Below are 12,931 nucleotides of genomic sequence, written 5' to 3'. Positions count from 1 at the left end.
ATGAATGCGGAGTGAGGAGTTTTTTAATGATGAATGAGGAGTTTTGAGTGAGGAGTAATTTTTTTAATTATTCCTCACTCAAAACTCCTCATTCACAATTCACTTTACTCCTCACTCTGCACTCAACATTCATCACTCTATTGGTGTTCGTCTCTTAATAAATCGTTCACTGTTTTTACAGGATTGAAAGTAATTAAAGGAACTTCTACAAAAATCGTATTCCAATCAGACATTGCACCGTTCCAAAGTCCTGGTAATTCCTGTGCTTTCAAGTCTTTACCATCTTTAGATTTTTGAGTAACAAAACCTGTTTTTGGGTCACGGAATTTCAATAAATCGAATTTTTCGCCTTTGTTATTTTTCAGAGAACAAATCAAATCAACTGGATTGAAGTGTGTTGAGTTATTGAAAATAGCTTTTTGTTCTTCATCGTCTAAATCAACTTGCGCAGATTCTACTATTTGTAATGAAGTAGTTCTGTCAGCATTTTTACACCAGAAAGGACCACCACCCGGCTCGCCAGTATTTTTTACCACACCACAAACACGTAATGGACGATTCAGCTTTTTCAAGAAATAAGCTACTTTTTCGTTGTGAGGCAAATCTGTAAATGCTGAGTTTTGTAATACACACAGTTCTTTTTCAAAGAATTCTGTCAATTCATTAATCAAAGGTTGCGAAGCCCATTCTGTTAATTGATGTTGATAATCAAAAATCTTATCTTGATAATGAAGTAAAACGCCCGCCAAAGCTTTCTTATAATCATAAGTAGTTTGTTTGATGCGGTCTGGCACTACATTATCAATATTTTTAATAAACACAATATTGGCATCAATATCATTCAAATTAGCCAATAAAGCACCATGACCCGCTGGACGGAACAATAACGAACCATCTTTTTCACGGAATGGCGTATTGTCCAAATTCACGGCAATGGTATCTGTCGATTTTCTTTGCTCAGAAAAAGTAATGTCATATTTTACACCGTAGTCAGCTTCATAAGTAGGCAATACTGCATCTAAAAGTGCCTTGAAACGGCTTAAATGCTCAGGAGAAACGGTAAAATGTAATTTCACGATTCCATCTGTATTAGCATAATTTGCGCCTTCTACTAAATGCTCTTCGATAGCGGTTCTGTTGGCTTTTTCGTATTTATGAAACTTCAAAAGTCCTTTTGGTAAAGTACCGTATTCTAAACCTTTGCTTGTTAAATAGTAATCGGCAATGGTTTTCTCATCAGCATTTTCAGGGAGAACTTTTTGTAAATCGTCATAAAACGCAAATTCAGATAATCGCTCAAAGAATTGATTCGTTGATTTGTCGGATTTCCCTTCTTCCAAAAAGGCAAATAAAGACTTAAACATTCTTGAGGCTGCACCAGAAGCAGGAACAAATTTCAAGGGCGTAATGCTTTTTACTTTACTTTCATAAAGAGCTACATACTCTGCCAGTTTTTCTTCGGAAAGTTGCGTTACGCCATTTTCAGGAATAGCCGCTTTTTGAAGTTGCATAAATGGAAATCCATCTGTAAAATCTTGAATTTGTTGCTCAACAGTTTCTAAGTCAATGCCTAATTCCTGAATTTGATTGAGGTCGTTTTTAGTAAACATAGTAATTTGGTTTGCGGTAATCAATATATGCGCTTATTCTTTATTACAAATATATAAGTTAATCGTTGTCTTCAGCGGTTAGCATTTATTTTTTGTAGATAATACCATTTTTCATGACAAATATCACATTTTTTAGGCTTGAGATTTGCTTTTCGGGTTCTCCTTGAACGGCAATAATATCGGCTAGATAGCCTGTTTTGATATTTCCTAAATCTTTTAGTTTGAATACCTCTGCATTTACTGAAGTACTCGACTGTAAAACATTTATCGGTTTCATGCCATATTCTACCATCATTTCCATTTCACGAGCGTTTTCTCCATGTGGAAATACACCCACATCGCCACCCATGCAAATTTTCACGCCAGTGGCTAATGCTTCTTTGAAACTTTTACGTTTTAGTTGAATGCGTTCTGGCTCTGGTTCTTGCCCTTTTTTCCAACCTTTGTATTGAGAAGTAGCATCGCCAGCGGCTAAAGTCGGGCAGAAACATACATCTTTCTCTTTCATTAGTTTAAAAGTCTCGGCGGTTGCGCCATCGCCATGTTCAATAGTTTTTACGCCTGCTATAATTGCTCTACGAATTCCTTCTTCGGTTGAAGCATGAGCAACTACATCACGACCAGAACTTTTAGCAATATCAACAACCAGTTTTAACTCTGATTCTAAAAAGGTTGGTTGTGCATCTTTAAAAAGTCCCCAACGATAATCAGCATATACTTTTATTACATCAGCGCCTTTCCCGATTTGGGTTCTTACTGCTTTTGATAAATTATCTATGCCATCGGCTTCCTCCGCACCTTGAACTACCGTCACGTCCGACTGAAAACCTTTTGGTCCATAGCTACCAGTAACTACCAAAGCACGACCAGCAACTAACATTCTTGGCCCGGGAATAATACCTTTTTCGATAGATTGTTTCAAACCTATATCATCATAATCAGCTCCTTCACTTCCTAAATCTCTGACGGTTGTAAAGCCTGCCATTAAAGTACTTTTGGCGTGAACAGTGGCTCTAACGATGCGTTCTGCCCTAGATTCTTTCAGAACTTGGTCATCCCAAGTGGTTTCGTTGTAAGGATGAAGTAATAAATGTGAATGTCCTTCAATCAATCCGGGTAATAAAGTAGCATTGGGCAAATTGATAATTTCTGTGTTTTGAGGAATCTTTAGGTTTTCGCCAACGGCAATAATTCTATCTTTTTGAACTAATACTTGCCAGTTTTCATGGATGTTTTCACCATCAAATATTCGGGCAGGTTTGAGTAAATAAATACCTTGTTGTGCAAAAATTGGGACACTAAAAAGTAAAAGGACGGTTAATCTAAATAAGGATATTTTCATGTTTGTTGAAGAAATTTTGTTGATAAACAAAAATAGCACGATTCCGCAGAGTCGTGCTATTAATTGGAGAAAATTGTTTAGAAACAAGAAGCAAGATACAAGTAACAAGATAAAAGATTTTAATTACTCATTATGGCTTTATCATTTTCTTATGTCTTTCGTCTTGTATCTTTTATTTTGCTTCTTTCGTCTTGCTTCTTTTGTCTTACTTCTTGTTTCTTTCTTCTTAACCCTACTTAATCCTAAAAACTGCCTTTACTTCATATCTCACTTTTATCTTCTGAACGTCGATAGTACTTTCAGGCATTGCGTCGGCAGATTCCATTCTTGCTGATTTCATCATCATATTTGAATACATCGGTGCTGGAGAATAACCATTGTCGATTTCGTAGATTTCTAATGCTTCGCCCAATTGCTCGCCAATTCCTTCTAATAAGTATTTCGCTTTTTCTTTAGCCGCTTGTAAAGCTTTAATTTTCACTTCTTTTCTCAATGCTTCTATTTTAGAGTATTCAAAACGGCTAATGTTAGTTGAAGCAACGCCTTTATCATCTACACGAGCAACGATTCCATCAATTTTGTACAAATTGGCTACTTTCACGATGTAGCTTTTACTTTCTAAAAAAGTCGTTGGTTTTTTCTTCCCAAACCATTCACGGTAACCGTTGATATCACCAACACTGAAATTTTCTTTGGCAATGCCAGCTTCTTCAACAGCTTTTTGAAGTTGTTTTTCTAAAACCATAATATCAACTTTATTCTTGTTGTTATTATCCTTAAAATATTCTCTTAAAGTAATAGAAACATAAATTTCATCGGGCAATACTTCTTGTTCGGCACTTCCTGTTACTTCAATTTTTTTGGGTTGAGGTTTCTCTACGATTACTTGTTGTGCAGTACTTGCAAAAGCTCCTAATCCGAATGGGATAACAAGCATTAACATTTTAGCTAATTTTTTCATTTGATTGTTTAATTTGATTTGACTGAGAAACGAGGCTTTACTTTTAAAAGTATTGTATTAACAAAAGATTAACATTGAAATAGAAATACGTTTTTCTAGTCGAGTATAATAAAAAATCTATTCCAAACGCAATCTAAGCAAAAAAGCCATCATTTTGGAATGATCCAAATGATGGCTTTTCAGAATATTACTGAAATAGCGAGAATTTTGTAGATTACTCACTAAATCACTCATTCACTAACTCACAAAATTATTTATTATACTGCAAAGCACTATCGTTGATGGAATATTTCCCTGATTTCATCAATTTCAACATTTCAGCACCTGCTAATAAAACTGGACCATAACCATGTGCTGCCAATACATTTACTGGACGATAATAATAGAAAGCTGGGTCAAAAGCCATTCCTGTTCCTACACAAACACCTTCCACTTGTCCGCCAGCATTTACTTTGGTTGCTACGGCATTCCAAGCCAATAAAGTAGCAGGGCCATACGCTTTAGCATCAAGCCAACCTTTGTTGATAGCTCTTGCAAAAGAATAAGCATAAATCGCAGTTGCTGAAGTTTCAAGATAAGAATCTGGACGGTCTAATAATTGATGCCAGAAACCGCTTCCCGTTTGGTATGAAGCCAAGCCTTTTGCATGAGCTTTTAATAAAGAAAGTACTTCCGCACGACCAGCATGATTTTCAGGTAAAACATCCAATAATTCAACCATCGTCAACACTGCCCAGCCATTTGCACGAGCCCAGTGAAATTCTGGATGTGTTTCCATATCTGCTACCCAACCGTGCATAAATACGTTTTTCTGACTATTAAACATTCTTTTTGAAAACTGCGAAATCTGTTTTACCGCATCATCAAAATAACGATTATCGCCTGTCAATTTACCCATTTGTGCTAAAGCAGGTACGCCCATGAATAAATCATCTAACCAAAGGGTATTCGCTTGTGGGCGATTTCTAGCCAAAGTACCATCTGCAAAACGGAATTCTTTTGTACTGATATAATTCATGTAATTATCAATCAAAGGACGTAAATCTGTTTTCACAACATTGCTTCTCGTCGCTTTAATCATAGCAGAACAAACTGCACCGCAGTCGTCCAAAGCATGTGGCATAATTACTTGGCGAAGTCCTTTATTTTTTGGGTTTTGCTTCAATACTTCTTTGAAATAAGGTACTTTATCAGCCAAGAAAGTCATGCGTTTACGAGCATACTCATTGAAACGCTCATCGCCCGTTGCTTCACTTGCAGCTAACATTCCTGAATAAGTTACGCCCCATTCGTAGCTTGTTAAGCTGAAAGTTCCTCTTTCTACAACTGCACTGGTATCTATTTTGCTAAAGTCTGTAATTTCTTTTTTTGTTGTGTTGCTAATTACTTTCGTTGGTGTAACAGCATCTAAATATTTGTGGACTCTATTAAGTACTTGTGTTACTTCTTCCACTTTTGGTGTAGTATAAGCCACTGGATAGTCTGGCTGTGCTGTGTGCAACATTTCTGAATGAAGCGGTTTCTGCTTTTGCTGTGCTAAAGTTGGTAAAGTAGCCAAACATAGCAACGAGAAGAAAGAGATTTGATTAATTTTTTTCATGCTTTAATTTTATTAAGAGTGATGAAAAGATAAAGACAATACTGTACAAAATCTAATCAATTCATGATAAGATTGGTTATTAAACTTCGTAAAAAGACTTATTTTGGCATAAATAATCTAAAAAAAGCAAATGTCCAATTACTCTCCAAAAACCTTCTATGTCATTTTAGGAATCTTTTTCATCAGCTTTGGTATCAATGCCCAAAAGCTGATTACCATTCCTATTGAAACTTCACAAAATGCTTTGGTCTTTCAAACCGATAAAGACAACCGTTTAGGAACTGTTTTCTTCGGGAAAAAACTAGCTCAGTCGTCTGACTACGGCTTTATTACCAAAGAGTACAAAATCAATGATGAAAATTCAGGGATTTTTAATTCTGTTTATACGCCAAGTGGTACTTGGAACTTGGTAGAACCAGCCATCGAAGTAAAACACGCCGATGGAAATTCTTCTTTGGAACTGAAATACGTTAGTCATGAAGTAAAGAAAATTGATGACAATGTTTCTGAAACGGTGATTGTACTAAAAGACCCAGTGTATGCCCTTGAAGTACGACTTTTCTATAAAGTTTATTACAAAGAGAACGTTATAGAACAATGGTCTGTCATCAAACATCAAGAAGCCAAAAATATTACTTTGCAGAAATATGCCTCTGCTAATTTGTACTTCATGGCAGACGATTATTACCTCAATCATTATCACGGTGGTTGGGCAAAAGAAATGAAACCCGAAGAAACTAAACTGACAGCTGGTATTAAAACGCTAGATTCTAAACTAGGAACAAGAGCCAATTTATTTCAACCGCCAACCTTTATGTTGTCGTTCGATAAACCAGCTACCGAAGATGCTGGCAAAGTATTATTAGGAACTTTGGCTTGGTCGGGGAATTTTAAGATAGATTTTGAATTGGATACTTATCATAATCTTCGTTTGTTGGCAGGAATCAATTCACATGCTTCGGAGTATTCATTGGCAAGTAATCAAGATTTTAAAACGCCTTCGTTCATCTTTACTTTCTCTGAAAACGGAAAAGGCGAAGCCAGTAGAAATATGCACAATTGGGCAAGAAAGTATAGAATTTTGGATGGAGAAGGCTCAAGACTTACTTTATTGAACAACTGGGAAGCTACTTATTTTGATTTTGACGAACCCAAATTAACCGAACTTTTTAAAGACGGAAAAAAACTAGGCGTTGATATGTTTTTATTGGATGATGGTTGGTTTGCTAATAAATATCCAAGAAATGGCGATGTTGCTGGTTTAGGAGATTGGCAAGAAAATCGCAAAAAATTACCAAACGGCATTGGTTACTTGGTAAAAGAAGCAACAAAAGCAGGGATTAAATTTGGCATTTGGGTTGAACCAGAAATGGTGAATCCGAAATCAGAATTATACGAAAAACACCTTGATTGGGTAATTCGAGAACCTCAGCGACCAGAGCATTATTTCAGAAATCAATTGCCCTTAGATTTGTCGAATCCAGAAGTACAAGATTTTGTATATGGTGTAATTGATAATCTTTTTACCAAAAATCCAGAAATTGCCTTTATCAAATGGGATTGTAATGCGGTTGTCTATAATGCTCATTCTGCTTATTTAGAGAAAAAAGGTTTGCCACAAACACATCTTTACGTAGAATATGTGCGAGGCTTGTATAAAGTATTAGAAAAAATCAGAGCGAAATATCCTAAAGTACCGATGATGTTATGTTCTGGTGGCGGCGGTAGAGTCGATTATGAAGCCTTGAAATACTTCACTGAATTTTGGGTAAGTGATAATACAGACCCGCTTGAAAGAGTATTTATGCAGTGGGAATATTCATATTTTTATCCTGCCATTGCTCAGTGTAATCACATTACTGATTGGAGTAAAGTTGGCATCAAATATCGCACTGACGTTGCGATGATGGGTAAAATGGGTTACGATATTGTAGTCAGTCATTTATCAGAAAAGGAATTACAATTTAGTCAGCAAGCATTGGCGAATTACAAAAAAATCAGTGATGTTGTTTGGCATGGTGATTTGTATCGTTTGAAAAACCCTTGGGAAAATCCGTATGCTTCTTTGATGTTTAGCAATGCCACACAAGACCACGCCGTGATGTTTTCGTATTTAACAACCAACCGATACGATGGTGTGTACAGTGTAACTCCTGTAAAACTGAAAGGATTAGACCGCAAAAAGAAATATAAAATTCAAGAAATAAACGTCTATCCAGATGCAAAATCAAGCATTGCCAAAGACCTTGTGTACTCTGGCGACTATTTGATGAACATCGGTTTGAACCCAGATATTACTTTAAGAAGAACAAGTGTAGTGTTGGAATTGACGGAAGTGAAATAATTTTGCATTTTGAGTAATGAGCTAAAAATCATAGATTCACAATTGGATTAAGGGTAGTTATCTTTTGCGGTTGCGGTTTGATGTGAAAGCAACCGCAAAAGTTACTTACAACAATTAGAAAAAATACCCAGTAATCCATTATTAAACCGAATCGACAGTTCGCTCACAACTCATCATTCACAAATCACAACTTCTAAATCACGTATGTTAAAACTCAATCGCTATGAAGTCAGTCTGACGTTAAGGGTACTTTTACTTTTGGGAAGTATTACTTTAGCGGCATTTTGTATCGTAAACAGTAAGTTTACTTTACTCTTTTTTATCGGATTGGTGCTGTTTTTTCAGATTTTGAGTTTTGTTCAATTCATCAATAAAACGAATACCGAACTGACTCAATTTATTGAAGCTGTTCAGTACAGAGATTTTTCCCTACAATTTGCCGAAAAAAATGCACCTGTCTCGGTTCGGCAATTGCGAAGAGCTTTCAACCAAATCAATGGCACTTTCAAACAGCTTTCTTCCGAACGAGAAGAACAATATCAATATCTTCAAAAAATATTAGAGTTGGTGGATACTGGAATACTCTCTTACGACCAAAATGGAGAAGTAGGCTGGATGAACGAAGCCTTTAAAAAGATGTTGGGTATTCCTTATTTAAGAAATATTTCTTCTTTAGAAAAACGTAATCTCTTTGTTTTTCAGGCAATTAGTTCTTTAAAAAGTGGCGAAAATCAATTGGTGAAAATAGACCATAAACAGGTTTTATTAGCCAAAACTACTTTTATGAACGAAGGTAAATTAACACATTTAATCGCTTTCCAAAACGTAAACGAAGCCATTGAAGATACTGAAGCACAAGCCTATCAGAAATTATTGAGAGTAATGACGCATGAAATCATGAATTCCGTTGCTCCGATTGCCTCTTTGGCTGAAACGATGGAAGGACGATTGAAGAGTGGCGAAAATCCAAATCCAGCCAATAAGCAATTATTAGAAGATATTACTTTGGGTGTTTCAACCATCAAAAAACGAAGTGCCAATTTGTTGAAATTTGCCGATACTTATCGACAATTAGCAAAGGTTTCTATTACTTCGTTCTCCACTTTTTATATTCGAGATTTGTTTGAAAGTGTAGAAATTCTACTTGAAAATCAGATTGAACAAAAGAATATTGAATTTGATGTAATCCTGAAAGATTTTGATTTACAAATAGAAGGCGATTTGGCTCTGATAGAACAAGTACTAATCAATTTGATGATTAATGCAATAGATGCTGTTAAAGAATCTGATACGCCACAGATTCAAATCGGAGCGTATTTGAACCCACAAGAAAAAGTAGTGATTGAAGTAAAAGACAATGGTATCGGTATGTCGGCAGAATTGATGGATAAAATTTTTGTACCATTTTTTACTTCAAAAACCAATGGTTCGGGCATAGGTTTGAGTTTGTCAAAACAAATTATGGCATTGCATAAAGGTAGCATAACAGTCAATTCAGTAGAAGGGCAGGGGACTGTTTTTAGATTGGTGTTTTAATCAATAACACAAGGCAGTTTTGAGTTGTGAATGCAGAGTGCTGAGTGAAAATTTATAAATTACTCCTCACTCAACATTCATCACTCAAAAAATTCATCACTCAAACTATTACTTATCACAATCATCCATGAAACGCTACTTTTTACTTACTTTGTTGTCAATCAATGTTTTAACGGTTTTTTCTCAAAGCACTTTGGTCGATAAAACTCGTTCATTTCGTCAAGCGAATGAACATCAACTTCTTCATGAATTTATGGGTTTGTTGTCTATTCCCAATGTCGTTTATGATACTGTCGGTATTCAAAAAACGGCAAATTATATCGTAAAAATGATGAAAGACCGAGGCATTAAAACACAAAAATTAGATGCTACAACCAAAGGTGTTCCTCCTGCTATTTATGGAGAAATAATTGTGCCAAATGCTACAAAAACCTTAGTATTTTATGCCCATTACGATGGTCAGCCAGTAAATCCTAATCAATGGGCGGAGGGAATAAAACCTTTTGAAGCGGTTTTCTTGGATGCTTCTTTAGAAAAAGGGGGTAAAATTATTAATGTTCCAAAAGCTTCAGAAAGCATTAATCCTGAATGGAGAATTTATGGTAGAAGTGCTTCAGATGATAAAGCGGGCGTATTTACCATTTTATCTGCTTATCAAGCCATGAATAAAATGGGCATCAAACCTTCGGTAAATTTAAAGTTCTTTTTTGAAGGCGAAGAAGAAGCTGGCTCTACTCATTTAGAAGAAATTCTAGCGAAACATAAAGATAAACTCAAAGCCGACCTTTGGGTAATTTGTGATGGGCCCGTTCATCAATCAGGACGAAAACAAGTAGTATTTGGTGTACGTGGTGATGTAAATATGGAAGTAAAAGTATTTGCGTCGAAGCGTCCTTTACATAGCGGACACTATGGAAACTGGGCGCCGAATCCTGCTAATTTATTGGTGAATTTATTGACAACGATGAAGGATACCAAAGGCAAAGTATTGATTAAAGGTTTTTATGATGATGTTACTCCTTTATCAGCTTTAGAAAAACAAGCTTTAGCCAACATTCCTCCGCCCGACGAGCAAATGAGAAATGAATTGGGTTTTGTGCGTGCCGAAGGCGATGGTAAATCGCTTGCTGAATTAATTAGTTTGCCTTCTTTAAATATCAATGGAATCGCTAGTGCTAACGTGGGTAAAATGGTGGCGAATATCATTCCTACTTCTGCAACGGCGGCTTTAGATTTACGATTGGTATTAGGAAATGACGCTCAGAGACAAGTTCAAAAGGTAATCGAACACATCAAATTACAAGGTTATTATGTAACTACCAACGAGAGTATTACCGATGAAGAAAGATTAAAATATCCACTCATTGCCCGTGTACAAGCCAAAGATGGCTATAATGCCCAACGCACTAAAATGGATTTACCCATCGCACAGCTTATCATCAAAGCAGTACAGAGTACTTCTAAAGAAAACATCGTTTTGATGCCAAGTTCAGGAGGAAGTTTGCCTTTGTATTTATTCGATAAACATTTATCAACACCAACGATTACTGTGCCTATTGCCAATCATGATAATAATCAACATGCTGAAAATGAAAATATCAGAATCCAGAATTTATGGAGTGGGCTTGAAACTTATGTTGCTTTGATGAGTATTCAATAAGATAAAGATGATGATACAAAGCGCATCATTGTTGATATAAATTATATAAAGCTTCATGTGTTGAGCATCATCGTTGATATAAATTATATGAAGCTTCATGTGTTGAGTATCATCGTTGATGTAAATTATATGAAACTTCATGTTCTGAGTATCATCGTTGATGTAAATTATATAAAGCTTCATGCTTTGAGTATCATCGTTGATACAAATTATATAGAGCTTCATTTGCTGAGTATCATCGTTGATATAAATTATATCATGATAGTTAGCTTATCATTAGTAACTGGTACTGTACGAAGGATTAAATTAGTATTCAAAATGTTTGTTTAATCAATGACTTGGTGTAGAGGCAACCCTTGCGGTTGCCTCTCCTGAAACGGCAACTGCAAGAGTTGCCGCTACAAATTGCCTTTTAAAAACAGATTTAACCCTTTTTATTAGTTCTTATTCAAATAAGATTGGATAACTTCAAACCTTAGTACAGCTCTAATTTATAATATCAAATTGTGTTTGGTTTAAATCATTACGATAGCATTTCCCTAAAAGAGTATTATCTTTAAACATCCAAAACCAAACCATCTAAATATGAAAAAGCGTCATCAAGTACTGCTTGTACTTGCTATTCTTTCTGTCATCACTTTCCTCGACCGAATCGCATTTTCCACCGCAGGCGAGCGTATCACTAAAGAATTAGGATTAACTGCCGTACAATGGGGTTGGATTTTGGGCTCTTTTACTTTGGCTTATGCACTTTTTGAAATTCCTACTGGTTTATTGGGCGATAGAATCGGAGCAAAATCAGTATTGATTAGAGTCGTTCTTTGGTGGTCTTTTTTTACGATATTAACAGGATTTTCTACGGGTTTTGCCATGCTTTTAGTGGTTAGATTTTTGTTTGGCATTGGCGAAGCTGGAGCATATCCGAATATTGCCATTGCTTTAGCGAAATGGTTTCCTGCCAACGAACGTGGACAAGCCCAAGCCATTATCTGGGGGGCTTCTCGCTTAGGTGCGGGTTTAACGCCACTGGTTGTTATCCCGATTCAACAACATTATGGCTGGGAAGCATCTTTTTATGTATTAGGTTTTGTAGGCGTAATTTGGGTAATCTTTTGGCAGTTCTGGCATAAAGAAGAACCCACAGATGCAAAAGATATTTCAGCAGATGAATTAAAGGAAATTCTTGCCAAACGACAATTAGATAATCATGGAGCGAAGACTTCTATTTTTAAGTTATTACAAAACAAAAATCTAGGTTATTTAATGGCGATGTATGCCTGCTATGCCACAGGTGTATATTTCTTTCAAACTTGGTTGCCAAAATATTTACAACAAGGCAGAGGTGTCAGTGAAAATGAATTGAAACTTATCGGTTCAGCGCCGTTTTTATTGGCGGCTTTAGGTTGCTTTTTAGGCGGTTTTTTGAGTGATATTGCCGTTAAAAAATATGGTAAAAAATGGGGGAGAAGGATTGTTCCCATTGTCGGTTTGGGTATTTCGGGAATATGTTTGATAATTTCTGCTCTGACGATTAATAATACAGTTGCCATTATTTTACTCTCTTTGGGAATGGCTTTTATGGATGTTACCGCACCCGTAGCATGGGCTGTTTCAATGGATATTGGAGGAACAAGGAGTGGCTCTATTTCTGGAGCAATGAATTCCGCAGGTTTACTCGCAGCCTATTTTAGTACAGTAAGTTTTGGCTATTTAGCAACGAACTTTGGCTATAATTTTCCTGTATTACTGTTAGGAATCATTGTAATGATTGGTGCATTTTTATGGTTGAAAATTAATGCAGAAGAAACGATATAGCAGAAATCATGATTATAATATCAGCGTACCTTTTCTGCGCAAATCAGTGGATTCAAAAACAGA

At 36.0% G+C, this 12,931-nt stretch carries 9 protein-coding genes; 5 read left to right on the top strand and 4 right to left on the bottom strand.

Going from position 1 to position 12,931, the window contains the following annotated elements; all coding sequences use genetic code 11:
* Positions 1-137: 137 nt before the first annotated feature.
* The 4 genes from VB798_RS17085 to VB798_RS17070 form a co-directional block, all read right to left on the bottom strand.
* Positions 138-1,610, bottom strand: coding sequence for a DUF4301 family protein (locus VB798_RS17085; RefSeq protein ID WP_323260513.1), 1,473 nt, complete (start codon positions 1,608-1,610; stop codon positions 138-140).
* A gap of 85 nt (positions 1,611-1,695) precedes the next feature.
* Positions 1,696-2,952 carry a metal-dependent hydrolase family protein gene (locus VB798_RS17080; RefSeq protein WP_323260511.1) on the bottom strand — a complete coding sequence of 419 codons (1,257 nt, stop codon included), beginning with the start codon at positions 2,950-2,952 and terminating at the stop codon, positions 1,696-1,698.
* Between the two features lie 232 nt (positions 2,953-3,184).
* Complete coding sequence (locus tag VB798_RS17075; protein ID WP_323260509.1) at positions 3,185-3,913, bottom strand: SIMPL domain-containing protein; 729 nt, start codon at positions 3,911-3,913, stop codon at positions 3,185-3,187.
* 250 nt (positions 3,914-4,163) lie between these two features.
* Entirely contained in the window at positions 4,164-5,513 is a 1,350-nt protein-coding gene (locus VB798_RS17070) for a glycoside hydrolase family 88/105 protein (protein WP_323260507.1), read from the bottom strand.
* Positions 5,514-5,643: 130 nt separating this feature from the next.
* On the opposite strand from VB798_RS17070, the gene VB798_RS17065 reads away from it, so the two are divergent.
* The 5 genes from VB798_RS17065 to VB798_RS17045 all read left to right on the top strand — a co-directional run bounded on the left by VB798_RS17065 (position 5,644) and on the right by VB798_RS17045 (position 12,868).
* Entirely contained in the window at positions 5,644-7,857 is a 2,214-nt protein-coding gene (locus tag VB798_RS17065; protein ID WP_323260505.1) for an alpha-galactosidase, read from the top strand.
* A gap of 204 nt (positions 7,858-8,061) precedes the next feature.
* Positions 8,062-9,393 (top strand): sensor histidine kinase, encoded by a 1,332-nt coding sequence (locus VB798_RS17060; RefSeq protein WP_323260503.1) that lies wholly within the window; start codon positions 8,062-8,064, stop codon positions 9,391-9,393.
* Positions 9,394-9,520: 127 nt separating this feature from the next.
* Positions 9,521-11,053 (top strand): M20/M25/M40 family metallo-hydrolase, encoded by a 1,533-nt coding sequence (locus tag VB798_RS17055; RefSeq protein ID WP_323260501.1) that lies wholly within the window; start codon positions 9,521-9,523, stop codon positions 11,051-11,053.
* 87 nt (positions 11,054-11,140) lie between these two features.
* Entirely contained in the window at positions 11,141-11,383 is a 243-nt protein-coding gene (locus tag VB798_RS17050; RefSeq protein ID WP_323260500.1) for a hypothetical protein, read from the top strand.
* Positions 11,384-11,638: 255 nt separating this feature from the next.
* Positions 11,639-12,868, top strand: coding sequence for an MFS transporter (locus VB798_RS17045; RefSeq protein WP_323260498.1), 1,230 nt, complete (start codon positions 11,639-11,641; stop codon positions 12,866-12,868).
* Positions 12,869-12,931 lie beyond the last annotated feature (63 nt).

Origin of the sequence: Arcicella lustrica, assembly GCF_034930985.1 — a bacterium.
Lineage (GTDB): Bacteria > Bacteroidota > Bacteroidia > Cytophagales > Spirosomataceae > Arcicella > Arcicella lustrica.
The sequence above is the reverse complement of the archived record's forward strand: the minus strand, read 5'-3'. Positions and strand labels throughout refer to the sequence as shown.